Origin of the sequence: Tenacibaculum sp. SDUM215027, assembly GCF_050566205.1 — a bacterium.
Classification (GTDB): domain Bacteria; phylum Bacteroidota; class Bacteroidia; order Flavobacteriales; family Flavobacteriaceae; genus Polaribacter.
The window spans coordinates 700,067-726,840 of the sequence record NZ_JBNXUE010000001.1 but is presented as its reverse complement, the minus strand read 5'-3'; the positions used below and the strand labels follow the sequence as shown (position 1 = coordinate 726,840).

Sequence of the window (26,774 nt, the reverse complement as noted above, 5' to 3'; positions counted from 1 at the left end):
TTATACTTCTTGGGTTTTAAATACTGCTATCGGATTTTTTAACTTTCCTGCAAATTGGAGTAGGGCAACAGGGTCGTCTAAATCAATCATTTGTTTATGATTATTTAATTGCAACCTGTTTAAACATGAGAGCTTAAAGTCTTCAGCAAACAAATCATACTGTTTAAACTTGTTTGATAATTCAGGAAACTGCTCTTGATATTCTTGAATATTTTCTGCTACCAACTCCCAAAAACGGTATTCGCTGTAATTAGCATGTTCCTCTAAAATTGGTGCTAAAAAACGGAAGAAACCATCAAACATATCTGTAAAAATTGATAGTAGTTTTACGTCTTCTGGAACTGGAGCATACATTCTCTTCAAGTCTTCTGGTAAAGCAACTTCTGGATTTAAAATACAGGCTTCTTCAGTAATATCTTTTAGTAAAGCATATGCTGGAATATTGTTTTCTAATACCAAAATAATGTTTTCTCCATGTGGCATAAACACCAAATCGTACTTATAAAAACAGTGTAACATTGGGCTTAAATACGCCTTTAAATAGCTACGTAACCAGTTGTCTATTGAAATACCAGAGTCTTTAATAATTTCTGGTAATAATGCTTTTCCATGATGGTCTATATGTAATAATGCAGCCATCGTTAGTGGTTTTTGGTTTTGTTTAACTACTGAATATGGGCTTTCTCTCCATAACGACGCTAACATTTTATTGTAATCGTTGTGCGGCCCAAATTCTTCAAAATATGGATTCACATAGCTAACCGAACCTATTTCACTTAACATTCTAAATCCGTTTGCCTTTATATAAGCATCGTTATATAGCAAGTTTTCTAGCCAAACTGCCATTTTAGGAGCAGTTCCTAAATAATACAATGGTAACCCTCTCATAAACCCCATGTTTAGAATAGACAATGCCGATTTCGTATAAAATTTCTGTGGATTGGTTATGTTAAACAACGTTCTTATCGATTGTTGTGCTAAGTATTGATCTGGTCCGTAACCTAGGCAGATTAAATCTCCTTTGGCTACTTCTGAAGCAAAAATTGTAGCTAATTTGTTAAACCATTGCCATGGATGAACAGGAATAAATAAGTAATCCTTTGGACTAAAGCCTTTTTCTTCAATTATTTTATTGAATTGTGTTATGGTATCAGCATCTAACTCTTGATGTATTAAGGTTTCATAAGGCAATGCCTCTATCGCTGAATACACTGCTTTTGATGCATGTCCTGCCAACCATAATAACGAAAAAGAGTTTCCTGCTTCAGGTGCATACGAACGATAATCGCTACTATCAAAACCTATTCTACCATTATTTGCTACAAACCCTGGGTGCCCTTCAGTCATAGATTGTTCTATCGTTTGAAAATCAGCTGTTGCTAATTCTTCTGCTGTAGGGTTTCCTTTTGTAATCTTAAACGCACTCCCGTAGAGCGTACTTATGATTTCTTCTAAATACACTGGCATTTTTTCATCAGCAATTCCCAGCGCTTTTCTAAACTCTTTTATAAAAGTGATTGCATCAACCTCTTCTTCAACATCTTTTACATACCTTCTTATAGAACTTTCATCAATCATCAAATGATTCAAAGCCATTGGTTTTGCTTTAAACTCATACTGAATTTCTGTATTATCTGCATGAACTTTATACAATTTGTATCCGTTGTTTAGCTCTTGAATTATCACTGGTTGTATTAGTAGTTCATGTGAAAACTCACACAATGCTTTTTTTACTAATAATAGATTGGCTTTTTTCCACACTTTAGGTTGTATATGTTGTGTTGATTGTTGTGGAGAAACCACATTATCTAAGGTATTCATGGCGCTTCTTTTTGATGGTGAAAAGGATTGAATTTTTTGTTGGTAATTGGTTTTGGTTAAAAATGCTAATTGAGCTGTTTTGTTAGGAAGTTCTATTACATTTCCTAGTTGGAACCCTATGCGTTGGCACAGTGCAAACATTTTTTTGTTTCGTATATCTGGTTCTACAACAATTCTATTAATAGTTGGATTTGTAAAAACAAAATCCATGATTGATCGAAACATAAACCATGTAAAATTTGGTATTTTAGTGATTTTTGGAGGTGCTATAATGATGTGTACACCACAATCAGCCGTTTTCGCTTTGAAAAAACCATTAATAATGTCTAGTTGCGGATCGTAACGTTCTACTATAAATGCAGGTTTATTATTAAACATTCCTACAAAAACATTGTAATGTTCTGGTGCTATTAGTTGGCTATATTCTTCTTCTACTTCTTTTACCGTTGCATTTTGCATCCCCCAAAAAACAGCATACTCTTGAGTTACCCATTTTTGTAAAAAGGCACTATCTTTTTTTACTTGAAAAGGACGGATGGTAATCGTTCCAAAATCTTTGTATTCTTTTGAAAAAACTATGGTATCTGTTGTTATCATAATTTAGGCTTTAGCAAGTTGTTTATGTACTTTCCGTACCGATTTAAAAACTATAAAGTATAAGATCAGTGTGAGTGTAAAACCTCCTAATGCAATGATGAAAGGTACTCGTAAACCGAAACCATCAACTATAATCCCTACATTTAAAGACGCTAGTAGCACTCCTAAGTTTTGGAAGAAATGGATTTTACTATAATCTACTGAGTATGATTCTGGCGTGCTTAACTCGAATAATAAAATGTCGAATTTTACTACTCCTTGAAAAATTGCCCATCCGTAAATAATTCGCCCTAAAACAACTGCTGCTTCATTAGGTATTCCTTGTAGCATAAGTCCAATTAATCCTATACACAAAGCATTTATAATTCCTTCGTGTCCTTTTGATTTTCGCTTGTTATTAATCCACAATGCTACTAAGGCTACAAAACCTGGAATAGCATAAATAGTACCTGAAATAAGTTTGCTTTTATACATTGAAAAACTTTCCCAATACAATGAAAAGAAAGGTCTGATTAAAAAATCGCTGAAGTATAGTATTAATGTGATTAGACCTAGCTTTAAAATAAATCCTTTCGGAATAAGCTTTTTATCGGTAACAGCTGGTTCTTCTGAAATAATTAAATCGGTAGCGTATTTTTTACTTTTTAATAAATAACCGCTCATAGCCATTTGAATAAAGTCTCCTGCTGCCATAATTAAAAAAATACTACTCGGATTTATATAGTCCACCGTTATCCCTCCTAATACAGCTCCTAAAATTCCACCTAAATGCACCACTACAGAAAGTAACCCAATTGTACTTGGGTGTTCTTCTTTAGTAATAATCTTTAAAATGTAAGGGTAAACTAACAAGTAACTTCCTTTAAATAACACCATGACAAGTGATATTATCCAAAAATTAATGTATGATGTAGTGTAATAGCAATACAATGCTAATACACCTGCAATTGCTTGGGTGTATACTAAAATATTTAATTCTGATACTTTTTTAGAAACATATGCCCAAAATGGAAATGCAATCATTACCATAAAACAGATGGCTGCAAAGTAGTATCCTACATTTTTAGGATTCGTGATTCCGAAGCGAAGCTCAAAAAACTGCGGATAAAATGGATGCAGTAGGTAATCACTTACTACTGCAACCAACGTCATTACAATTAAAAATGTTTTTAGCTTCATATTCTTAAGCAAAAACATTGAGTTCTATTTCTTCCTCTTGCGTTACTTCAAACTGTTGAAACGCTATTTTTTGCTCAATAGGATAATGCTCTACTCCTGTTATCTCTTTAATGATATATGAGTTTTTATAAGCAGCCATACCTAAATCGGGTGTTACAAAACCGTGAGTGTGCAGCTCCACATTCTGAACAAAGATTTCGTTGTGATTTTTATCTATGCTGTAATTGCGTTGTACATCGAATCGATCTTGATAGTCCCATAAAATCCTGTTTGAAATTCCCTCTATAAAATCAGGTAATTGATATTCATAACCTGTAGCAAGAACTAATCCGTCAGTTTCATGTTCAAAATATTTATCTTGTTCTACTTGATGAAGTTCAAGCTTGATACCTTCATCTGACACCTTGGTGGTTTTCAATTCAGAATTAGTGCGTAGTGAGACTTTTAATGGCTCTTTTGACACTACTCGTTTTGCGTATAACGTGTCGTGAATAGATCCTATTAAATCTTGATTGATTCCTTTGTATAAATGCTTTTGATTTTTAATGAGCGTATCTCTTTTTGATGCTGGTAAGTTGAAAAAGTAGTCTACATACTCTGGAGAAGTCATTTCTAATGTTAGCTTAGCATACTCTAACGGAAAGAAACGAGGTGAGCGGGTTATCCAATTTAGCTCATATCCTTTGATATCTATTTCTTGTAATAAATCAGAAAATATTTCTGCAGCACTTTGCCCGCTTCCTAATACTGTTATCCTTTTTTTATTTTGTAGCTGTTCTTTATTAGGTAAGTATTGTGATGAATGAACGGCAGTGTCTTTCAACTTTTTACAACAAGCAGGAATGTGAGGTTGTGTTCCTGTTCCTAAAACCAGTTTTTTTGCTTTATAGATTTTAATTTCCTGTGTTTTTGTACATACGCTTGTAACCACATAAATTTCGTCTTTTTGATCATAGTCCACATTAGCAACTTCTGTATTAAAATATACATTAGAAAGCTTGCTAATTACCCATTGACAGTAATGGTTGTACTCATTTCTAAGTAACAAGAAGTTTTCTCGTATATAAAAAGAATAAATTCTTCCTTGTTCTTTTATATAGTTAAGAAAACTGAAAGGGCTTGTTGGATCAGCAAGTGTTACCAAATCTGCCATAAAAGGTACTTGTAAAGTAGTGTCCTCTAACAACATTCCTGGATGCCAATTAAATTTTTCTTTTTTATCAAGAAACACTCCATTCAAGCCTTCAATAGGTTCTGATAAACATGCCAACCCTAGGTTAAAAGGCCCTACACCTATGGCTATAAAATCTACTATATTATTCTTCATCTTTTTTAGTTTGTAGTTTTGTATTCTTCTCCTGTAGTTTTAATCATTTCTATAATATTTAGGAGGTTGTTAATTGTATTTTTAGGATTTAGCAGCGTAAATTTCAGGTAGATGTTACCTTGTAGTTTTGTACTCGCAATTGATGCTTTCCCTGCCTTGTACAAGGTGTTTTTGATATATAAATTAATCGAGTTATGAATTACATCTTCAGTTATACCTTTTGTCTTGTATCGAAATACTATGGTACTTAGTGCTGGTTCGTGAACGGTTTCAAAACACTCTTGATCTTTTATGCTATCATATACTGCTTTTGTTAAAGAGTGTACCTCTTCTAAGTAATTAGCAATTGTTTTTGTTCCTAATGTTTTTAAAGTCAGCCAAACTTTTAAAGCATCGAATCGGCGTGTTGTTTGAATTGATTTTTCTATAAGATTAGGTCGTTGTGGGTCTTTATCTTCAATAGGGTTTAAATAATCTGCGTAATAAGACACATACTGAAAATGTTGCTTATTATTAACTAAAAATGCGCTACAACTCACTGGCTGAAACAATGTTTTATGAAAATCTATAGTTATAGAATCAACTAACTCAATGCCCTTAAAGTAATCTTTATGAGTATTTGTAAGTGCGTAACACCCTCCATAAGCACCATCAGCATGCAACCACATATTGTGTTCTTTTGCTACTTTACCTATGGTTTGTATCGGATCGAAACTTCCATAATCGGTAGTTCCTAATGTTGCTACAACTGCTATTGGAATATTACCTTCTTGTTTTGTTTTTTCAATAGCTAACACAAGCTCATTTACATCCATTCGCATTTTTTTATCAGAATTTACAGGTATAACTGCATCATAACCCATCCCTAACAAAGCAGCACTTTTTTGGATACTGAAATGTGCCTTTTCTGAGCAAAAAATTCTAAACCTACTTATTTCATCTCTCCAACCATGTTGTTTAATATTGATTCCGAAATACTTGAAAGCATAATTGTCTCGAGCCATTAATAATGCCATAAAGTTAGACTGTGTACCACCGCTTGTAAAAACTCCATCTGATTTATTTGAAAGATTAAATACGCTGGTTATCCAATGAATAACTTCTTGTTCTATAAAAGTTGCAGATGTACTTTGATCCCATGTTTCAACTGCAGTATTGATTGTGGTTGTAATCATTTCTGCGATGATTGATGGTAGTGTAATTGGGCAGTTTAAATGTGCTACGTATGTCGGGTTATGAAACGCGATTGCATTTTTTATATACAAATCATTTAACTCTTCTAAAACATTATCAATAGTCTGTATTTCTTCAATGTTTACCAGTTTAGCTTGTTCTTTATTTGCTAGAATTTCTTCAAGGTTATCTCCTTGATAAAAAGTTCTGTTTGATAAAAATTGTTGAATATAGGAGGATGTTTTCTGAATATACTCTTCGTATAAATTCACCGATTCATCACTAAACAAATAGCTGTTTAATGACAATTCCTGTAAAGAAGGGTGGGGTTTGAGAATCATTTATTTTTATTTAGTCTTAATAATCGAAAGCAAAAATATATTCAGACCAAACAAACTAAATGACGCAAATGGAAATTAAAATGACGTAACTGGTATTTTTTATAAAAAAGAAAGCGCCGTATTTTAAGTTGAACTTAAAATACGGCACTTTGAAAAATCTAATTTTTTATTCTTTAACTCTCTGGAGCTAGCTCTACTTCTAAACCTTCTAAATCTGGTGTCATCTGTATTTGACAACCTAATCGGCTATTGTCTTCTACATAAAAAGCTTCCGCTAACATCGCTTCTTCATCATCACCCTTTTCAGGTAACTCATGATCTGATTTTACATAGCATTGACACGATGCACACATTGCCATTCCTCCACAGATACCAATAGTTCCTTCAGGAGCTAATTCGTACGAACGAACTACTTCCATTAGGTTCATAGCCATGTCGGTAGGGGCTTGTACTTCATGAAGTACTCCTTCACGATCTGTTATTTTAATAGTAATATCTTGTTCCATCTTACAAATTCATTTTTTTTCGAAGCGTTTTTGCTCTTTTGTCTTCCCCATCATGAGTCCAACCTGGTGAATTGAAAATATAATTGAGTTTATCACTCCATTTTCTTGCGCGTTTCACATCACTCCAAATAGCTGTATACTCATGTGTAGCTACTTTTACAGGATTAAACGTTTCAATGTTTACGGTTAACCCATACACAGGTTTATCTATCTCTTTTAATTCTTTAGAGAATGTACCAAACATGCGATCCCAAATAATTAAGATTCCTGCATGATTACAATCTAAGTAACGAATATTAGATGCGTGGTGAACTCTATGATGCGATGGTGTATTGAAAATCAATTCGATTGGTTTCGGTAGTTTATCAACCAATTCTGTGTGCACAAAGAACTGATAGATTAAACTGATTCCCATCATCGTAAACATCATTAATGGGTCAAATCCTAATAGAGGAATTAACATCCAAAAGAAAAATTTATGAATACGCTCTCCTACTCCTTGACGTAGTGCCGTTCCTAAATTCATATGCACCGATGAATGATGTGGTACATGGCCTGCCCAAAACAGTCGTACTTCATGATTTAAACGATGAAACCAATAGTAAGCAAAATCATCAGCAAGTAATAACAAAATCCACGCCCACCATTGGCGTTGTACAATACCTTTTAACGGGCTGATTTCATATAAATAGAAAAAAGCTACAAAAGCTACAATTTTTGGAATAAATTCAATAATAGCTGAAAAAACCATCATTAACAAAGATACTACAGTGTCTTTACTATGGTATTTTTCTTTTGCTATTAGGTACTCAATGAACATCAAAACAAAAAACACCGGCAAAGCTACGTAAAGTAGCTTGTCATCTGATAATTGTTGTATGTATTCCGCTAAACTCACGTTTAATTAATCGCTTTTACCACTGCTTTTGGTGCTTCTTTTCTAGTTCCATCAAATCCATCTACACCTCCAACAGTTGTATACTTCATTACGTATTTTTTATCTGGATGAATGCGTTGAAAAGCGCTTTGACACATTAAAGTTGCTTCATGAAAACCACATAAAATTAACTTTAATTTTCCTGGATAAGTATTAACATCACCTATGGCATAAATCCCAGGAATATTGGTTTGATAATCTAGTGCGTTATTAACTTTAATCGCGTTTTTCTCTATTTCTAATCCCCAGTTTGCTATTGGACCTAATTTTGGAGATAGTCCAAACAATGGAATAAAATGCTCACAAGGCAAAGTAAACGGGTCTTTATCTTTTTGTTCTACCAATACACCTTCTACTTTCCCTTCACCAACAATTCCTTTAACTTCTGCTGGTGTAATTAGCATTAGTTTTCCTTCATTCTTTAATTCTTGTACTTTATCAACAGAGTCTAAAGCTCCACGGAACTCATTTCTTCGGTGAATTAAAGTTACCGATTTTGCTACATCTGTTAAGAAGATAGACCAATCTAAAGCAGAGTCTCCACCTCCAGCAATTACTACATCTTTATCACGATACAGTTCAGGTTCTTTAATCATGTATTCCACCCCTTTATCTTCAAAGTTAGCAATATTCTGAATCGGTGGTTTACGTGGTTCAAAACTTCCTAAACCTCCCGCAATTGCTACTACTGGTGCTTGGTGTTTTGTTCCTTTATTAGTGGTTACAATAAACGTTCCGTCATCTTGCTTTTCAATAGTATCAGCACGTTCACCTAAGGTAAATCCTGGTTCAAATTGTTTAATTTGCTCTAGTAATTTATCGGTTAAATCACCCGCTAAAATCTCTGGGTAAGCAGGGATATCGTAAATTGGTTTTTTAGGATAAATTTCTGAACATTGCCCTCCTGGTTGTGGTAAGGCATCAATTAAATGACAACGTAATTTTAATAATCCTGCTTCAAAAACCGTAAATAATCCTGTAGGTCCTGCTCCAATAATTAATATGTCTGTTTGTATCATTTTGTAACAAAATTCTCTTATTTATACTGAGATTCCTGCCTTTTAAAGTAAGGCAGGAATATTTATGCGTTAGTGATTGAGTGGCTTGTTTGGGCTCTCCCGATATTTTTATCGGGAAGCGAGTAACGAAAGCGCGCTCGAACGCCCAAAATTAAAGCGTAAACTTTTCTTAAAAGCTATTTTTTGTCAGCTTATGCTACATTAATTACTTCTGTAATTTCTGGCGCGTATTTTTTTATAGTTGCTTCTACTCCGTTTTTCAATGTCATTTGATTGACAGAACAACCACTGCAAGCTCCTTCTAATTGTACTTTTACCGTACTGTCTTCTATAGATAATAATTTAATATTACCTCCATCACTTACTAAAAAAGGTCGGATTTCTTCCAACGCTTTTTCTACGTTATTTCTTATGTCTTCTATTGCCATAACTGCTTATTTTGAGCTACAACCACTCATGGTAGTAATTCGTACTACTTCTGTTGGTGGTAAGTTTGCATTTCTTTTTAATAGTTGCGAAACCATTTCTTTGGTTACTTCTGTAAAAGCTTCTGCTAGTGGTGTATTTTCTTGTAAAGCTACTGGATGTCCAGCATCTCCTGCCTCACGTATGCTTTGTACTAATGGTATTTCTCCTAAGAAACTTGTTTCAATATCTTCTGCTAAATTTTTAGCTCCTCCTTGTCCAAAAATATAATATTTATTGTTAGGAAGTTCTGCCGGTGTAAAATACGCCATATTTTCAACGATACCTAATACTGGCACGTTAATACTTTCTTGTTTAAACATTGCTACTCCTTTTTTAGCATCTGCTAAGGCAATGTTTTGTGGTGTACTTACTACTACTGCTCCGTTAATTGGTACTGCTTGTACTATTGATAAATGTACATCTCCTGTTCCTGGAGGTAAGTCGATTAGTAAGAAGTCTAACTCTCCCCAATCTGCATCAAAGATTAATTGATTTAATGCTTTTGAAGCCATTGGCCCACGCCAAATTACTGCCTGACTTGGATCGGTAAAGAAACCTAGTGATAATAATTTTACTCCGTAACTTTCAATAGGTTTCATTTTTGAACGGCCATTTACGTTTACTGCTAATGGTTTTTCTTTTTCCACATCAAACATTAAGTGTTGTGATGGTCCGTACACATCAGCATCTAACACACCTACTTTAAAGCCCATTTTTGCTAATGAAACTGCCATATTTGAGGTAATTGTAGATTTTCCTACTCCTCCTTTACCTGAGGCAATAGCAATAATGTTTTGAATATTAGGGATTTCTTTTCCTCTAATTTGATTCGGATTTTCTTTTTGTTGAACTTCCACCTTCACATTCACTTTTACATCAATCTTCTGATCAACATGTTGGTGAATTGCTTTCATTATCTCAACTTCAACTTTCTTTTTGGCCTGTAACGATGGGTTAGCAATAGTAACATCAACGATTACTTCATCTCCAAACGCAACTACGTTGGTTATGTTCTCGTTTTCAACCAAACTTTTACCTTCGCCTGGTGCAGTTATCGTTTCTAATGCTTTGTATATATCTTGTTTTTTAAAACTCATGTTTTATGCTATATGCTTTAAGCAGCAAGCGATAAGCTCGTTGCTTATTTTTATTTAATCTTAACCGCAAAGATACATTTTAGACCTCAGAAAATAAAGTCTTTAGATTGGTAATATTTATGGGTTGATAAGTTGGTTTTATAGATAAGTTTTAGATACAGTTCCCTTATAGAAAATCACTTATACCAACAATTGCAATTTGGTGTTTTCTGTGCATTCTTTAAAAGTTAAGAAATGTAACCTTTTTGAAGTCCGTAGCTTAACAATTCTTCATACGGGTTTCCTTCTAAATTTAAAAGCTTAGCAAAGGCAGGTTCTGTTTTAAGCCCTTGTTCTTTTAAGTCTATGATTTTTAGTCTAAACGCTTCTTTTTCTTTTAATAAAATCTGATGTTCAATAAGCATGTGCAAGTAAGAATCTTGTTCTTCTGGCAGTTTATTTTGTACAAAAATTTCTACTGGAAATGTTTTATACTTAAACGTAACAATTGTTGTTTTTAGGTTTTTGTATAACGGAATTATTTTTGCTTCAAACCCTGAAAGCTCTTCATACTTTTCACTTACAACTTTGATAAATTCTTCATGATTTTCACTCTGACATATGATATCTAAATCACTTGAATCTACATCGATATTAATCGGTATGGTACCTACTAAAATTGGGTTAAAGTTTTTTAATAGTTCAAAAATAGTAAGCTCTAATAGTACTTTATGGGCTTCTTTTTGTCGAGCAGTTCCGTCTTTTAAATACAATATGTTTTTAAAATTTATCACAATTCTTCACTCGGGTTCCAAAATACCTTTTCAAAATTTTGAATTTGATTATCAATGACTTCTATCCCTTCACTTTCTAACAATTGTTGCATAAGGTTTGTACCATCAAAATGATGTTTTCCTGTTAACAATCCTTTTCTGTTTACTACTCGATGTGCTGGCACTTCTTTTGTTGAAGAATTATTCATTGCCCAACCAACCATTCTTGCTGAACGTGCTGCCCCTAAATAGGTAGCTATAGCACCATAACTTGTAACTCTTCCGTGTGGTATTAAACGAGCTACTTCGTACACTTTTTCGAAGAAATTCTTACCTGTCATATAATGTAAATATAAGAATTTACCAACACTAAAAGAGGTTTAAGAGTGTGAGACTTCTCGTTTCACTCGAAGTGACAAATACGCGTTAGCAATTGCAGAAAGTGCAACCCGAAGGGAAATGCCCAAAACAAAAAACCCTGCTTATTTGCAGGATTAATAGTTTAGTTTGAATTTTATATAGGTAATAGGTTTTCCTACTTCTAAGTATTGTTTTTCGTAGAATGTTTGTGTACCCGTAACTTCTTTTGGACTATACACATTTTTATATACATCGTGATTTGCGTGTAAAATTTCGTGACCTTCTCCATGCAATAAACCTAAAGTGTAACCATGCATGAATTCGCTATCGGTTTTTAAGTTAACTGTTCCTTCTGAATTTAAAATACCATGGTATTTTTTTAAGAATTCGGTGTTAGTCATACGGTGCTTGGTACGCTTATATTTAATTTGCGGATCTGGAAAGGTTATCCAAATTTCAGAAACCTCATTTTCATCAAAAATATAATCTACTAATTCTATTTGAGTTCTGATAAATGCAACATTGTTCATGTTATTTTCTAGTGCTGTTTTAGCTCCTCGCCAAAATCGCGCACCTTTAATATCAATTCCAATAAAGTTTTTATCAGGATTTTTTTCTGCTAAAGCAATTGTATACTCACCCTTACCACATCCTAACTCTAAAACAATAGGTTTGTCGTTTTTAAAAAAAGTATTCCATTTTCCTTTGTAAGAAAAATTAGAAGTTACTTCTTCTCTAGTTGGTTGAATAACGTTAGCAAACGTTTCATTTTCTTTGAAACGTTTTAGTTTGTTTTTGCTTCCCAAAGTATATAGAAATTAAGCTCTATCTTCTGTTCCTTCTCTTTGAAAACGAGCAGCTTCTTTCATCCAATAAGCAAATAATACTAATAGGACTAATAAAAAGAACCAGTTTACAGCGTTTGAGGTCCACCAACCTGCATCTGATTTAGCTACTGTTAAACGTAACCAATTAAATGGTGCAAATAAAAAGTCGGTAAATAAACTACCAATCCATCTAAAAATATTGCCTGCTATCATATCTTAAGTATCTTTACAGCTGCAAAAATATAAAAAGAAACAATGTTAGCCAATTTTTTCGGTAAATCTAAACCTATAAATTTTATTGTACTGTTTGTACTATTCTTAGGGTATTTTGTTTTAAGTATTTTTTCTAAGGAATTATCTTTCAACCTTGCCAAAGAACTTGGTTGGTTTTTGGTTGTTTTTTCAGTGTACAATTTCATCATTGCAAAAAACCTACTGACTTATGATAATTCTTTTGCTTTTTTATTTTTTGTAATATTAATTGGTTTTTTTCCTGATACGATACAGGTAAATAAAACTTTTTATGCCAACTTAACTATACTTCTTTTCCTACGAAAAGTATACAGCTTACAATCTTCAAAAAACATTTTTCATAAGTTGTTTGACGGTGGTTTGTGGCTTGGAATTTCATTTTTAATAGAGCCTTATGCTCCTCTATTACTTGTATTACTTTACTTTTCTATATTTTTACACCAACGATTCACCTATCAAACACTTCTAACGCCTGTAATTGGTTTTTTAGCTCCTGTTTTTTTGTACTTTACATACTATTATTGGCATGATGAAATTGATAAATTCTGGTTACTTTTTGATTGGAATTTTTATCCTGATTTAAGCTTTTATTCTCATGAAAAGTATTTATTCCCTATTCTTTTTATAAGCTTTTTTTTGGTAGCTTCTATTCTTTTAAAAAGCCCCAAAGCACTCTCTGTTAAAAATAAGTTTAGAAAAAACTGGATATTGATTCTTACTCATCTCGTAATTACTACAGCTATTTTACTTTTAGTTGAAGATGGTTCTGGTAGCGAGTTTTTATATGTATTCTTTCCCCTTTCAGTTGTTCTAGCCAACGGAATCGAGTTTTTTCAAAAAAAATGGTATGCTGATGCTATTATTATTTTATTCTTAATAACTTCTTTTACTGTAAGTGCTATGATGTAAATTATAACTTTACACCATAAGCTAAATCTCCAGCATCTCCTAAACCTGGTACTATATAGCCTTTATCATTTAGTTTTTCATCAATGTCACCAATCCATAAAGTAGTACTTTCTGGCAAGTGTTTTGAGACGTATTCAACACCTTCAACTGAACCAATAACTGAAGCTATTATTATTTCTTTTGGTGTTCCATATTTTTTTATTCCTTCATAAACCTCAACCATTGAGCGACCAGTTGCTAACATCGGGTCTACTAACAATAATATTTTTCCATCAATAGAAGGTGATGCAAAATACTCTACTACTATTTCAAATTCTTCATCATTATTAGGATGATGACGATATGCTGAAATAAACGCATTTTCTACATCGTCAAAATAGTTTAACATTCCATTATGTAGCGGTAATCCTGCTCTAAGAATAGAACATAATACTATATCGTTTGCTGGTAACTCTACCTTTTTTGTTCCTAATGGTGTTGTTATTTCTTTGACATTATAGTTTAACTCTTTACTTAATTCGTAGCCTAAAACTTCACCTATTCGTTCAATATTTCTACGAAAACGCATTGAATCCTTTTGAATTGAGATATCTCTGAGTTCAGCTAAGAATTTATTAAGAATAGAGTTTTGTTTGGCTAAGTGATGAGTTTTCATGAAATATATTCTTTTTGTATCCTACAAAAGTAACAGATTTTTATCAAGCTCTTATAAAGTTGGTTAATGCTTTTAGTAGTTCTTCTTTAGCTTCTACATGACTCATGTGCCCGTTTGACGACGTAATTAGCGGTGTGTTTGTTCTTTTTGCTTCTTCAACAACTGTATTATAATTCAATATTGGATCTTGCTTTCCTGCAATTATTAACCGCTTCTCTATTGTTTGTAAAATAGCTTCTTTGTTTGTTCGTGAGCGCATTCCTTCTGTTCCTGCAATATACCCTCTAACTGGAGTTTTCAAAGCTTCGTCTCTTATTTTCTCTATCTCTTTAGATAATTGTAAGCGCATATTTTCTGCAAATAAATTACTTATTGACATTTTTACTAATGTTTCATAATTTTCTTTTGCCATTTCATTTGCTCTAATTCTTAGTTTTTTTCGCTCTTCACTATCTGCTTGAGCAGTAGAGTTCATCAAACATATTCCTTTTATATTTTTTAAATATTTTTCTCCAAATGCTAGTGCAACGTAACCTCCCATTGAATGTCCTACAAAAATAGCTCGACGGATTTTTAATTCTTTTAATACAGATTTGACCGCTTCAGCCATCTCTTCCATAGTATGAATATATCCAACACATCCTGTTTTCCCATGCCCCAATAGGTCTATGCAAACCACACGATTTTTTTTAGACAATTCTTCAACCACGGCATTCCACATCGTACTATTTTCTAGAAATCCATGTAATAAAACAACACAGTTTCCTTTACCGATATCTGTATAAAAAACAGTTGTTTCCTTAAATTTTGCAATCATTTTTTAATGTATATTCGTCGCTTACTAATTTGTTAGGCAATGCACAAAACTAAGGAGATATTTATAAACGGATTTGCTTTATTTTCAATGTTTTTTGGGGCTGGTAATTTAATCTTACCTCCTTTTTTAGGGAAAAATGCTGGGGGTTTATGGTTTTGGGTAACTATTGGTTTTTTTATCACTGCCGTTTTTATTCCTATGCTAGGTATTTTAGCACATGCTAAATTACAAGGTACTATGTACGATTTTGGCAAAAAAGTATCACCTACTTTTAGTTTTATTTATTGCTTTGTGGTATACACTATCTGTATTGCGTTACCTGCTCCTAGAACTGCTTCAGTTACCCATGAAATGGCTATTGCGCCTTACTTTGGTAACAGTAGTTCTTTAATTACTAGCACAATTTATTTCGGGCTTGTTTTTCTTTTTACCATGAACCGATCAAAAGTACTAAACATTTTAGGCAAGTTTTTAACCCCTCTTATTATATGTATTTTATTAGCTATTATTTTTGTTGGAGTTTTTACAGCCCCTGATACAATAACTCCAACTACCCTTAAAGCTCCTTTTGTTGATGGTTTATTAGAAGGATACCAAACCTTTGATGCAATTGCATCTATAGTTGTTGGTGGTGTTCTAGTTATTTCTATGAATTTTAATACTAACACAACTTTTGAAGAGAAAAAAGAGTTAATTACCAAAGCTGGTTTTATTGCTGGTTTAGGATTGTTAATTATTTATGCAGGCCTTATTTACAACGGTGTTTTATTTAGCTCTACCTTTTCTGAAAGTGCTAACAGAACAGAAATTTTAAACTCTCTGAGTAATCAAACTCTAGGAAATATAGGAAGTGTTTTTCTTAGTGTTTTAGTTGCTTTAGCATGCTTTACAACTGCTGTTGGAATTATTACTGGTACTGCCGATTATTTTAAAGGAATTAACAATAATTCTCAAAAAGTTTTTACAGCCACTGCTATTATTAGTTGTTTATTAGGAATTACTGTTGGTCAATTTGATGTGAAATATATCATCAATATTGCACTACCTGCTTTAATGTTTATTTACCCTATTACTATCATATTAATTATCTTAAATGTACTTCCAGAAAAGTATACCTCAACTTTAGTTTTTAAAATTGTAGTAGGGATAACCTTTTTATTTAGTGTTCCTGATTTTCTAGGTTATGTTATTAATCCAAGTTATTTAACTGAAATAAAAAACATTATTCCTTTTGCTAATCATAATTTAGGATGGGTGTTGCCTGCTATATTGAGCTTTATATTTGCTAATTTAATTAAAAGGGGAAAGCAAATTCTGACTGAATAAGTTACTTAATAAACTATATATTAGATATAAACTAAAAAAGCTCGCTATTGCGAGCTTTATATTTTTATTTGAGTGAATATCTTAAAAACGATACCCTAAATTTATCCCTACTCTAGGTACTATAGAACGAGCTTCAGAAGTAAATAGATTTCTTCCTAAACCTCCATATACATCAAGAACAAAACCACCTGAAGACACATATTTTGAACCAAAAGCTAAACCTAAAGCTCCGTCTGTATACTCCTTATATTGTTTTGTTGTACTTCCTTGAACTTCAATTTCTCTTTCTCCTGTATTAATCCCCATAAAAACTTCTCCAAAATAATTCCAATTGCTATTATTGGTAAAATAATGACGGAAAAACGGAGTAAACATTCGTTCTTCGTTGTATCTAAAATCTGCTGATTTTTTTTCAAAGTTGAATAACGCTGAAATACCGATTGAAGAACGATCAGTTGTATAGTATTCGTAAGATACTTCCAACGTTTTAAAAGCTAATGCATCTAGTAAATCTACTTTCACTTCTTGCTGTGCATACGTAAAAGAGCTAACAAAAACCACAGCTACTAATAATATTTTTTTCATTTTAATTTTTACTAATTATAAATTATCTGTTACCTACAAGTATAATACCGCAAACATACATTTTTTTGCAAAAAACAGTAGTAATATCTACTTTCTCTTTTACGAGCAGTTACAGCTTGTATCACAACCACTACTTTTTTTAGATTTGAAAAAGAATTTTTTCACTAAAAAAATAACGGCTCCACAAACAATTGTATATGTTATAATTTCTTGCATTATCTTAAGATTTGATAGGCTATAAATGCTGATAAATATGCCAAAGCTCCCATACTTACTAGTTGAACTATTGGCCACTTCCAACTTCTTGTTTCTCGTTTTACAATTGCCAATGTTGCCATACATTGCATTGCAAATGCATAAAATAGTAATAAAGAAATCCCTGTAGCAAAGTTAAATCTCTTCTCTCCTGTGCCAAGGTTTACCTCTGATGCCATTTTTTGTTTTATAGTAGTAGTATCTTCTCCATCATCTTCAACACTGTAAATAGTCGCTAACGTACCAATAAACACTTCTCTTGCTGCAAAAGAACTAATTAACCCAATACCTATTTTCCAATCATAACCCAATGGCTCAACAACTGGTTCTATTGTTTTTCCTGCAATACCTATGTATGAGTTTGCTAGCTTAGCAGAAGCTACTTTTTTAGCCAAATCTTCTTCTGATAATTCTTTATTTGCTATACTTTCTACCACATTTTTTTCGGCATTTTCATAAGATGATGGTCCATGAGATGCTAAAAACCATAATACTATTGAAATTGCTAAAATGATTTTTCCTGCTCCAAAAACAAATGCTTTTGTTTTATCCAACACATCAAAAAACACATTCTTTACTGATGGTATTTTGTAGTTAGGCATTTCAACTACAAAAAGTGAATTATTTTTAATCTTCAATGTTTTATGCAATACATATGCTGCAATAATTGCTGCTGCAAATCCTAAAATATATAAAGCTAATAAAGTAAATCCTCGTAAGCTTAAAAAACCAAACAACTTAGTATTAGGAATAATTAATGCTATTAAAATTGCATACACAGGTAATCGTGCCGAACAGGTTGTAAATGGTGTGACCAAAATGGTAATTAAACGTTCTTTCCAACTAGCAATGGTTCGAGTTGCCATAATTGCTGGAATAGCACAGGCTGTTCCTGAAATTAACGGAATTACACTTTTACCACTCATCCCAAAGCGACGCATAATTTTATCCATTAAAAACACTACTCGACTCATATAGCCTGTTTCTTCAAGAATGGATATAAATAGGAAAAGAATAGCTATTTGAGGTATAAAAATTACCACTCCACCAACCCCAGGGATAATTCCGTCGGTTAATAAATCGGTGAACATTCCTGCTGGTAATTGAGCCTTTGTAAATTCTGCTATGTTAGCAAATAAACCATCGATAAGATCCATTGGCGTAGATGCCCAATCGAAAATAGATTGAAATATCAATAATAACAATCCAAAGAAAATAACGTAACCAAATATTTTATGGGTAAAAACTTTATCTAATCTACTACGTACATCTGTCGCTTTAGAGGCATCTACTTTATATGTTTTATTTAAAACAGTATTTATTTGCTGGTATCTATATATAGTTTCTTTATGTTGATACTTTTTTTGCTTTGTAATTTCTCCTTCAAACTCTCTTATTGCTTCTTTTTCAGAAGAAGAAAGTAACGGAGTATGGTTTTTCGTTAGCATCATCCACATCTCATACGAAGTAAACTCTTTACTTATCATGGCTAACTTTTCAAAATAAGTAGTATCTATTTTTTTAGATAGTTCGTTAAAGTTTGAATGTACTTTTAACGATTCATAATTGGCTACTACTTCTTTTAAGTCGCCAACTCCTTCGTTTGTTCTTGCCGACATTAACACCACTTTAGTCTGTAACTCTTTTTCTAAAGCAGGTATATCTATAGAGATTCCTTTTCTCTGTAATTGATCCGCCATATTTAAAGCTAAAACCGTCGGAACTTCTAAATCTTGAATTTGCGAAAACAGTAATAAGTTTCGTTTTAAGTTTTCAATATCCGCAACAACAACAATTACATCAGACTTTTCCTCTTGATGAGTTGTCATCAAAGCTTTTAAAACAATACTTTCATCTATAGAAGTTGGATTGATACTATATGTACCCGGTAAATCGGTAATCGTTGCACTTTTACCATTAGGCAACTTGCAAACACCTTGCTTTTTATCAACAGTAACTCCTGGGTAATTTCCTACTTTTTGATTTAAACCTGTTAACTGATTAAACAGCGATGTTTTCCCTGTGTTCGGATTTCCAATTAACGCAACATTAATACGATTACTCATCAGCTATAGTTTAATGATTGAAATTTGACAAGCTGTTTCTTTTCGAATCGCTAGATGACTTCCATTTACGCATATATACATCGGGTCTTTTAACGGAGCTATTTGAAGTAATTCTACTTCACTTCCAGGTAAACACCCCATTTCTAATAACTTCAACGGAATCTTATCTAAACATTCCTCAGATATAATTCCTTTTTCCCCTAAATGTAACGATGCGATAGTACTCAAAAGATATATTTTAGCTTGCAAATATACTAAAATAGAATCATTCTAAACAGCATATCAACACAATATATGATTTATTTACAATAGGTTGTTCTCTTTGTTTGATGTCTTATATTTGTGGTATGACTTTCGACGATATTATTGGGCAAGAACATATAAAAAAACACTTACAGCAATCAGCTGAAAACAATAGAATTCCACATGCACAACTCTTTGTTGGCAAGGAAGGAAGTGGTACTTTACCTATGGCAATTGCTTATGCTCAATTCTTGTTATGTAATTTTTCTAATAACGTAGAAGCCTGCAATATAAAATGCAGCAAACTACAACACCCTGATTTACATTTTGCTTTTCCAGTAACTACGAATGATTCGGTAAAAAAACACCCTGTTAGTAATTTATTTTTGGACGACTGGCGCTCTTTTATTGAAGAACAACCTTATGGAAGTTTGTTTAATTGGTTACAGCATATTGGTGTTGAAAACAAACAAGGTCAAATTGGTGTTGATGAAGCCCAAGACATTGTAAAGAAACTACAATTAAAATCGTACGAAGGTGGTTTTAAAGTAACCGTTATTTGGATGGCTGAAAAAATGAATATTGCTGCCTCCAACAAATTATTAAAACTGATTGAAGAACCACCAAGTAAGACTATTTTTATTCTTATCACTGAAGATGAAGAGCAAATTATAAACACTATAAAATCTAGGTGTCAAGCTTTACATTTTCCTGTATTAGGTGAAACTGATATAGCCAACGCTCTTGTGCAAGAAAAAAATGTATCGGAAAACGAAGCCATTAAAATTGCCCATCAATCAGAAGGAAATTACAACAAAGCACTACATATTTTAAACAATAATTCGAATGATTTAGTTTTTGAACAATGGTTTATTACCTGGATTCGTGCTGCCTTTAGAGCTAAAGGAAACGCTGCTGTTATTCAAGATTTAATTGGTTGGTCAGAAGAAATTGCTAAATCTGGTCGAGAAACTCAAAAACAATTTTTACAATACTGTTTGCAGTTTTTCAGACAAGCTTTACTACTTAACTACGGAACTCCAGACTTGGTGTTTTTAGAAACTCAATCTGCAAACTTTGACCTTGCTAAATTTGCTCCGTTTGTTCATAGCGCCAACATCTTAATCATTGAAAAGGAAGTAAGTGACGCGCAATATCATATTGAAAGAAACGGAAACGCTAAAATTATTTTGTTAGATTTATCTATCAAACTAACACGCCTTCTTCATACAAAAGAAGAAAAAAATCAATCTTAACCATGAAAACAAAACATATAATTACCGCACTGATTTTCGGAATACTTTTTGTTGCTTGTAAACAAGAAAAAAAAGAATCATTGTTAAAAGAATATTTGATTGGAAGTTGGGAAACTACGTATTTAAAAATTGAATATTTAACCGCTAATGAAACTGATAGCACTTCTGTTTTTGAAGATGATTTTAGCAAGCCTAGTTCTGGAAAAGCTCAATCTACCTACAAAAACGACGGTACTTTCACTGCATGGTTTGTGCAAGCGGATGGAAAAAAAGTTAGTGAAACAGGAGGAAAGTGGAAAACTAGTGGTGATAGCTTATTTGTTGATTATTCGTATTTAGGAAAACAAGTACAAGCTTGGTATACTATTACACAAACCAACGGTGGTTTTAATGCTACTTCTACCTACGACTGGGATAATGATGGAGAAAATGATGATACTTTGCTTATGAAAACTAAAAAAATAGAATTATAAATTGCGTATTTTCAACAACATATCACTACGGATTAGAATTTTCTTGTCAATGATACTTTTGGTACTATTGGCATCTATTTTAATTGTATTAGTAACTATTTACCAGTACGATGAGCAAACAAAAGATTATAATATTTCACGTTTTGAACGTAAAGAATTCTCTACAAAACAAGATATTGAAATAGAATTAAAACGTAGAACCACCTATCCAGTAACTACTGAAAATTTAGCTAAAATTTTTCAAGATAGAATTTACGACATTGCGTACGTTCATAAACTTACTATTTCCTTATACGACATGGATGGGAAGTTATTAAAATCATCAATTCCATATAATTTTGACAAAAAAGAAGGTCAAGATCTAGCCAACGAAACCGTTAGAGATTTAGCCAACAATTCAAACCATAAAATTTTAAAAAGCAGAACTGAAAAAGGTATCACTTATCAGTCTTCATACACCTATTTAAACGATCCTCGTTTTAAGCGGATAGGGATTTTAGAGTTACAAATTGCACAAAACAATGAAGAACAAGAACATGAACTACGAGAGTTTATCTCACGTTTATCGTTAGTCTATTTACTAATGCTTATTATTGCAATTGTTTTAGCATACTTCTTATCAACTTATATTACTCGATCAATTCAAACTATCTCACAAAAAATAAACGAAACTCGTTTAAATAAACGTAATGAAAAAATCACATTAAACTCTGCAAGTTCAGAAATCAACTCACTTGTTGCCGCATATAACAATATGATTGATCAACTAGAAGAAAGTGCTGTAAAACTAGCTCAAAGCGAACGTGAACAAGCTTGGAGAGAAATGGCTAAGCAAGTAGCCCACGAGATTAAAAACCCGTTAACTCCTATGCGTCTGTCAGTACAAAGTTTTGATAGAAAATTCAACCCAGAAGATCCTAACATCAAAGAAAAGATGTCTGAATACAGCGAAACACTTATTCAACAAATTGATGTAATGAGCTCTATTGCATCTGCTTTTTCTGACTTTGCTAAAATGCCTACACAACGCCGTGAAAAATTAAATGTTGTTGATATAGTTAAACACTCTTTAGATATTTTTACTGAAGACTACATACATTATTTTCCTCAAGAACAAGAACTATACGCTAGTTTAGATAAAACTCAGTTGATACGAATTGTTACCAACTTAGTTAAAAACTCAATTCAAGCAATAAAAGACACTGATAAAAACCCTAAAATAGAGGTTAAAGTAGCTTCTGAAGGGAACAGCGTTAAAATTACAGTTTCAGACAACGGAAAAGGTATTAGTGATGAAAATAAAGAGTTAATTTTCGAACCTAAGTTTACCACTAAAACAAGTGGAATGGGCTTAGGTTTATCCATTATAAAAAATATAATTGAAGCATATGACGGTACAATTTCCTTTACTTCAACCAAAGGAGTTGGAACTGTTTTTACTGTAATATTACCTAAAACATAAACATAGTATGAATTTTGAAAATATTTTAGTTGAACAAGCTAACGCATTGGCAACTATTACAATTAACCGACCAAAAAAATTAAACGCTTTAAACAAAGCTACTATCGAGAAGCTACACGATGCTTTTAAAACTTTAGAAGAAGACACTGCTGTCAAAGTAATTATCATAACAGGAAGTGGAGAAAAAGCATTTGTTGCTGGCGCTGACATTTCAGAGTTTGCACATTTCTCTGTTGAAGAAGGAGGTAGATTAGCTAAAAAAGGACAAGAAATTTTATTTGATTTCGTTGAAAACCTATCTACTCCAGTCATTGCTGCTGTAAATGGTTTTGCTTTAGGTGGTGGATTAGAGTTGGCGATGGCTTGTCACTTTAGATTAGCTTCAGACAATGCTAAAATGGGTTTACCAGAGGTTTCCTTAGGAGTTATTCCTGGATATGGCGGTACGCAACGTTTACCTCAATTAGTTGGTAAAGGTAAAGCTATGGAGTTAATTATGACAGCGGGTATGATTTCTGCTGAAGAAGCCAAAGAAGCTGGATTAGTAAACCATGTTACCTCACAAGAAGAGCTGCTACCTTTAGCTCAAAAGATAGCTTCAAAAATTATGCGTAATTCTTCTGTAGCAATTAGCGCTGCAATTAAATCTGTAAACGATAATTTTAAAGATGGTGTAAATGGATTTGAAAGCGAAATTACAGAGTTTGGGAATTGCTTTGGTACTGAAGACTTTAAAGAGGGAACTACTGCCTTTTTAGAAAAGCGAAAACCTGAATTTCCAGGAAAGTAGTTTTTCACAAAATAATCTCTATAAAAAAATAGCATCTAAATAAAATTTAGATGCTATTTTTACAATAAGGGGATTACATTAATAAATTGGGGGTTATTAACTGAAGCAAATATATACTAAATTCAATAATATCCAAATTTTAAGGCAGAGTTTTTACTAAAACAATAATAAACTTACATTTTTAACAAAAAAAACACTAAATAACTCCATTCCATTCATTGTGAAATTGATTTAAAAATCCTTCCATATAAGCATGTCTTTGTTCTGCAATTGCTTTTCCTGTTATAGTATTCATTTTATCTTTTAACAACAGTAGTTTTTCATAGAAGTGATTAATTGTTGGTGCTGTGGACTTCTTATATTCTTCTTTAGTCATGTTTAAATTTGGAGCAATCTCTGGATTATACAATTCTCTATTTTTAAACCCTCCATAATTAAAGCAGCGTGCTATTCCGATAGCTCCAATGGCATCTAATCGATCAGCATCTTGAATTACGTCTAACTCAGCAGATTTAAAGTTTTGTTCAAAATTCCCTCCTTTAAAAGAAATATTGGTGATAATATTTTCAACATGAATAATAACCTCTTCGGAAACCTGTTGATTTTCAAGAAAAACCCTAGCTTTTTGAGGCCCTATGGTTTCATCGCCGTTGTGGAATTTACTATCGGCTATATCATGTAATAAAGCTCCTAACGAAACCACAAATTCATCAACATTTTCATTTTTTGTTATGAGTAAAGCATTCTTATATACTCTTTCAATATGAAAAAAATCGTGCCCTCCTTCAGCTCCTTGAAGGGTTTCTTTTACAAACTCTATTGTATCCTGTATTATCTGCTCTTTGTTCATATTTCAAAAATAAAAATCCTGCACTTACAAGCACAGGATTTTAAAAAGTATTATTATAATTTCTTTTATGCAGTAACCGATGGTTCAACCAAATTGTTAGCTACTAAATATTCTGCTATTTGAATAGTGTTGGTTGCTGCTCCTTTACGTAAGTTATCAGCAACAATCCACATATTTAATGTATTTGGTTGAGATTCATCTCGTCTAATTCTACCTACAAAAACTTCATCTTTATTATTTGCTAAAACAGGCATAGGGTATACATTATTTTGCACATCATCTTGCACAATAATTCCATCAGTTTTACCTAACAGTTCACGAACCTTTTCCAATTCAAAATCATTTTCAAATTGTACATTAACAGCTTCAGAATGCCCTCCAGCAGTAGGTATTCTAACCGCTGTTGCCGTTACTGAAAAAGAATCGTCTCGTAAAATCTTTTTAGGTTCTTTTACTAACTTCATTTCTTCTTTAGTGTATCCATTCTCTAAAAACACATCACAATGAGGTAATGCATTTCTTCCTATTGGATGTGGGTACGCCATTTCTCCTTCAATTCCTGCTTCTTCATTATCTAATTGTTGAACAGCTTTTACACCTGTTCCTGAAACTGACTGATATGTTGAAATTACCACTCGTTTCATTTTATATTCCTTGTGTAAAGGCGCTAAAGCCATTACTAATTGAATTGTAGAGCAGTTTGGATTTGCGATAATTTTATCTTCACTAGTTAACACATCTCCATTAATTTCTGGAACCACTAGTTTTTTTGTTGGATCCATTCTCCATGCTGACGAGTTATCAATTACCGTTGTACCAACTGCTGCAAATTTCGGTGCCCATTCTATCGAAGTAGTACCACCTGCCGAAAACAATGCAATATCTGGTTGCATTGCTACTGCAGTTTCTAAACCAACTACCGTATAATTTGTTCCTTTAAATTCTATTTGATTACCTACCGAACGTTCCGATGCAACAGGGATTAATTCTGTTATCGGAAAATTACGTTCTGCTAATACTTGTAACATTACATTACCTACCATACCGGTAGCGCCTACTACTGCTACTCTCATCTTTTTACTATTTGAGTATAAAATTATTATTAACGAGTTACAAAGGTTTAAAAAAAACGAATTGGTTGTATTTATTTTCTATGAAAAAATACGTTAAAGTTTAAAATATATCGTTTTCAGCTAAAAAGTATTGTTTTAAACAGTAAAACGCAAAAAATCAGTACATTTGCATCGATTTTTTGTTGAAATCACAACATATTTGTTTAACTTAAAAAAGTATAGCATGCAACTGTACAACAAGTTAAGCGCTGAAGAACGCGCTAAATTAATAGATGAAGCGGGAAAAGACCGCATTACTATCTCATTCTATCAATATCATAAGATAGAAAACCCAACCTTATTTAGAAATAAATTATTCCTAGAGTGGAATGAACTAGAAGTTTTAGGAAGAACCTATGTTTCTTCTGAAGGAATCAATGCTCAAATATCAGTTCCTTCCGAAAACTTTTTAGCTTTAAAAGATCAATTAGATAGCATCGCTTTTTTAAATGGAATTCGTTTAAACGTAGCTATTGAACATGATAATAAATCTTTTTTAAAACTAAAAGTGAAAGTTCGTAACAAAATTGTTGCTGACGGATTAAATGACGATACTTTTGACGTAACTGACAAAGGTGTTCATTTAAACGCTAAAGAGTTTAATGAGATGTTAGCCAATCCTGATACGGTTTGTGTAGACATGCGAAACCACTATGAAAGTGAAATAGGTCATTTCGATGGTGCAGTCACTCCAGATGTTGATACGTTTAGAGATTCTTTAGATATTATTGAAGAAGATTTAAAAAACCATAAAGAAGATAAAAACTTATTGATGTATTGTACGGGCGGTATTCGATGTGAAAAAGCATCTGCCTACTACAAACACAAAGGTTTTAAAAATGTTTTTCAATTAGAAGGAGGAATTATTGAATATACACGCCAAGTAAACGAAGAAGGCTTAGAAAACAAGTTTTTAGGTAAGAACTTCGTGTTCGATCACCGAAGAGCTGAAAAAATATCTGATGATGTAATTGCCAATTGCCACCAATGTGGAAACCCTTGTGACACACATACCAACTGTGCTAACGAAGGGTGTCACTTATTATTCATTCAATGTGATGAATGTGCTGAAAAGATGGAAAACACTTGTTCTCCTGAATGTCAAGAAATCATTCATTTACCATTCGAAGAACAAAAAGAATTACGCAAAGGGAAACACGCAAGTAATAAAATATTTAAAAAAGGACGTTCAGAAGCTTTAAAATTTAAAAAGTAATGCAACAAATTGAGTTAATGGCTCCTGCTGGTAATTTCGAATATCTAAAAAAGCATGTCCTGTTAAAATCATTGAAGTAAAACAAGTATAATTTTACACAAAA

27 protein-coding genes are annotated in these 26,774 nt (G+C 32.7%); 7 read left to right on the top strand and 20 right to left on the bottom strand.

Annotation, left to right across the window (positions count from 1 at the left end; all coding sequences use genetic code 11):
* The 13 genes from ACQYZ7_RS03380 to ACQYZ7_RS03320 all read right to left on the bottom strand — a co-directional run bounded on the left by ACQYZ7_RS03380 (position 1) and on the right by ACQYZ7_RS03320 (position 12,617).
* Entirely contained in the window at positions 1–2,418 is a 2,418-nt protein-coding gene (locus ACQYZ7_RS03380) for a GNAT family N-acetyltransferase (protein ID WP_430728374.1), read from the bottom strand.
* Positions 2,419–2,421: 3 nt separating this feature from the next.
* On the bottom strand, positions 2,422–3,597 hold the full coding sequence (locus ACQYZ7_RS03375; protein WP_430728373.1) for an MFS transporter: 1,176 nt from the start codon (positions 3,595–3,597) through the stop codon (positions 2,422–2,424).
* Between the two features lie 4 nt (positions 3,598–3,601).
* Positions 3,602–4,924 (bottom strand): lysine N(6)-hydroxylase/L-ornithine N(5)-oxygenase family protein, encoded by a 1,323-nt coding sequence (locus ACQYZ7_RS03370; RefSeq protein WP_430728372.1) that lies wholly within the window; start codon positions 4,922–4,924, stop codon positions 3,602–3,604.
* 5 nt (positions 4,925–4,929) lie between these two features.
* The gene (locus tag ACQYZ7_RS03365) at positions 4,930–6,438 is read right to left on the bottom strand and encodes a pyridoxal phosphate-dependent decarboxylase family protein (RefSeq protein ID WP_430728371.1); all 1,509 of its coding nucleotides are present in this window, start codon (positions 6,436–6,438) and stop codon (positions 4,930–4,932) included.
* A 173-nt stretch (positions 6,439–6,611) separates the two neighbouring features.
* Entirely contained in the window at positions 6,612–6,944 is a 333-nt protein-coding gene (locus ACQYZ7_RS03360; RefSeq protein ID WP_430728370.1) for a ferredoxin, read from the bottom strand.
* Between the two features lies 1 nt (position 6,945).
* A complete protein-coding gene (locus tag ACQYZ7_RS03355) occupies positions 6,946–7,842 on the bottom strand; it encodes a sterol desaturase family protein (protein WP_430728369.1) in 897 nt (298 codons plus the stop codon).
* A gap of 2 nt (positions 7,843–7,844) precedes the next feature.
* Complete coding sequence (locus tag ACQYZ7_RS03350; protein WP_430728368.1) at positions 7,845–8,900, bottom strand: NAD(P)/FAD-dependent oxidoreductase; 1,056 nt, start codon at positions 8,898–8,900, stop codon at positions 7,845–7,847.
* A gap of 191 nt (positions 8,901–9,091) precedes the next feature.
* Positions 9,092–9,328 carry a NifU family protein gene (locus ACQYZ7_RS03345; protein ID WP_303505170.1) on the bottom strand — a complete coding sequence of 79 codons (237 nt, stop codon included), beginning with the start codon at positions 9,326–9,328 and terminating at the stop codon, positions 9,092–9,094.
* 6 nt (positions 9,329–9,334) lie between these two features.
* Entirely contained in the window at positions 9,335–10,465 is a 1,131-nt protein-coding gene (locus ACQYZ7_RS03340; RefSeq protein WP_430728367.1) for a P-loop NTPase, read from the bottom strand.
* Positions 10,466–10,692: 227 nt separating this feature from the next.
* Complete coding sequence (locus tag ACQYZ7_RS03335; RefSeq protein WP_430728366.1) at positions 10,693–11,238, bottom strand: DUF4269 domain-containing protein; 546 nt, start codon at positions 11,236–11,238, stop codon at positions 10,693–10,695.
* Complete coding sequence (locus tag ACQYZ7_RS03330) at positions 11,235–11,558, bottom strand: MGMT family protein (protein ID WP_430728365.1); 324 nt, start codon at positions 11,556–11,558, stop codon at positions 11,235–11,237. The genes ACQYZ7_RS03335 and ACQYZ7_RS03330 overlap by 4 nt, the downstream gene beginning before the upstream one ends.
* A gap of 153 nt (positions 11,559–11,711) precedes the next feature.
* Positions 11,712–12,383, bottom strand: a complete 672-nt coding sequence (gene trmB, locus ACQYZ7_RS03325; RefSeq protein ID WP_430728364.1) for a tRNA (guanosine(46)-N7)-methyltransferase TrmB — start codon at positions 12,381–12,383, stop codon at positions 11,712–11,714.
* A 12-nt stretch (positions 12,384–12,395) separates the two neighbouring features.
* A complete protein-coding gene (locus ACQYZ7_RS03320; RefSeq protein ID WP_430728363.1) occupies positions 12,396–12,617 on the bottom strand; it encodes a DUF6341 family protein in 222 nt (73 codons plus the stop codon).
* Positions 12,618–12,659: 42 nt separating this feature from the next.
* Between ACQYZ7_RS03320 and ACQYZ7_RS03315 the strand changes: the two genes are divergently transcribed.
* Entirely contained in the window at positions 12,660–13,565 is a 906-nt protein-coding gene (locus tag ACQYZ7_RS03315; RefSeq protein ID WP_430728362.1) for a DUF6427 family protein, read from the top strand.
* Between the two features lies 1 nt (position 13,566).
* On the opposite strand, the gene upp is transcribed toward ACQYZ7_RS03315, so the two are convergent.
* The gene (upp, locus tag ACQYZ7_RS03310; RefSeq protein ID WP_430728361.1) at positions 13,567–14,220 is read right to left on the bottom strand and encodes a uracil phosphoribosyltransferase; all 654 of its coding nucleotides are present in this window, start codon (positions 14,218–14,220) and stop codon (positions 13,567–13,569) included.
* Between the two features lie 43 nt (positions 14,221–14,263).
* Positions 14,264–15,037 (bottom strand): alpha/beta fold hydrolase, encoded by a 774-nt coding sequence (locus ACQYZ7_RS03305; protein WP_430728360.1) that lies wholly within the window; start codon positions 15,035–15,037, stop codon positions 14,264–14,266.
* A gap of 39 nt (positions 15,038–15,076) precedes the next feature.
* Here ACQYZ7_RS03305 and brnQ point away from each other — a divergent pair, with 39 nt between their 5' ends.
* On the top strand, positions 15,077–16,363 hold the full coding sequence (brnQ, locus tag ACQYZ7_RS03300) for a branched-chain amino acid transport system II carrier protein (RefSeq protein ID WP_430728359.1): 1,287 nt from the start codon (positions 15,077–15,079) through the stop codon (positions 16,361–16,363).
* A gap of 81 nt (positions 16,364–16,444) precedes the next feature.
* Here the strand turns inward: brnQ and ACQYZ7_RS03295 are convergent, their stop codons facing one another.
* The 3 genes from ACQYZ7_RS03295 to ACQYZ7_RS03285 all read right to left on the bottom strand — a co-directional run bounded on the left by ACQYZ7_RS03295 (position 16,445) and on the right by ACQYZ7_RS03285 (position 19,497).
* The gene (locus ACQYZ7_RS03295; protein WP_430728358.1) at positions 16,445–16,948 is read right to left on the bottom strand and encodes a DUF3575 domain-containing protein; all 504 of its coding nucleotides are present in this window, start codon (positions 16,946–16,948) and stop codon (positions 16,445–16,447) included.
* Positions 16,949–17,163: 215 nt separating this feature from the next.
* Complete coding sequence (gene feoB, locus ACQYZ7_RS03290) at positions 17,164–19,269, bottom strand: ferrous iron transport protein B (RefSeq protein WP_430728357.1); 2,106 nt, start codon at positions 19,267–19,269, stop codon at positions 17,164–17,166.
* Between the two features lie 3 nt (positions 19,270–19,272).
* A complete protein-coding gene (locus ACQYZ7_RS03285; protein ID WP_047787963.1) occupies positions 19,273–19,497 on the bottom strand; it encodes a FeoA family protein in 225 nt (74 codons plus the stop codon).
* 119 nt (positions 19,498–19,616) lie between these two features.
* On the opposite strand from ACQYZ7_RS03285, the gene ACQYZ7_RS03280 reads away from it, so the two are divergent.
* The 4 genes from ACQYZ7_RS03280 to ACQYZ7_RS03265 are packed head-to-tail and all read left to right on the top strand — an operon-like array spanning position 19,617 to position 23,493.
* Complete coding sequence (locus ACQYZ7_RS03280) at positions 19,617–20,768, top strand: ATP-binding protein (protein ID WP_430728356.1); 1,152 nt, start codon at positions 19,617–19,619, stop codon at positions 20,766–20,768.
* A gap of 2 nt (positions 20,769–20,770) precedes the next feature.
* The gene (locus ACQYZ7_RS03275) at positions 20,771–21,241 is read left to right on the top strand and encodes a hypothetical protein (RefSeq protein ID WP_430728355.1); all 471 of its coding nucleotides are present in this window, start codon (positions 20,771–20,773) and stop codon (positions 21,239–21,241) included.
* A 49-nt stretch (positions 21,242–21,290) separates the two neighbouring features.
* Positions 21,291–22,703 carry an ATP-binding protein gene (locus tag ACQYZ7_RS03270; protein WP_430728354.1) on the top strand — a complete coding sequence of 471 codons (1,413 nt, stop codon included), beginning with the start codon at positions 21,291–21,293 and terminating at the stop codon, positions 22,701–22,703.
* A gap of 7 nt (positions 22,704–22,710) precedes the next feature.
* Positions 22,711–23,493, top strand: coding sequence for an enoyl-CoA hydratase/isomerase family protein (locus ACQYZ7_RS03265; protein WP_430728353.1), 783 nt, complete (start codon positions 22,711–22,713; stop codon positions 23,491–23,493).
* Between the two features lie 196 nt (positions 23,494–23,689).
* On the opposite strand, the gene ACQYZ7_RS03260 is transcribed toward ACQYZ7_RS03265, so the two are convergent.
* Together ACQYZ7_RS03260 and ACQYZ7_RS03255 are read right to left on the bottom strand one after the other, a co-directional pair.
* Positions 23,690–24,343 carry an HD domain-containing protein gene (locus tag ACQYZ7_RS03260; protein ID WP_430728352.1) on the bottom strand — a complete coding sequence of 218 codons (654 nt, stop codon included), beginning with the start codon at positions 24,341–24,343 and terminating at the stop codon, positions 23,690–23,692.
* A 65-nt stretch (positions 24,344–24,408) separates the two neighbouring features.
* Entirely contained in the window at positions 24,409–25,416 is a 1,008-nt protein-coding gene (locus ACQYZ7_RS03255; RefSeq protein ID WP_430728351.1) for an aspartate-semialdehyde dehydrogenase, read from the bottom strand.
* Positions 25,417–25,639: 223 nt separating this feature from the next.
* On the opposite strand from ACQYZ7_RS03255, the gene ACQYZ7_RS03250 reads away from it, so the two are divergent.
* Positions 25,640–26,671: a rhodanese-related sulfurtransferase gene (locus ACQYZ7_RS03250; protein WP_430728350.1), complete on the top strand. Its 1,032-nt coding sequence runs from the start codon at positions 25,640–25,642 to the stop codon at positions 26,669–26,671.
* Positions 26,672–26,774: the final 103 nt, after the last annotated feature.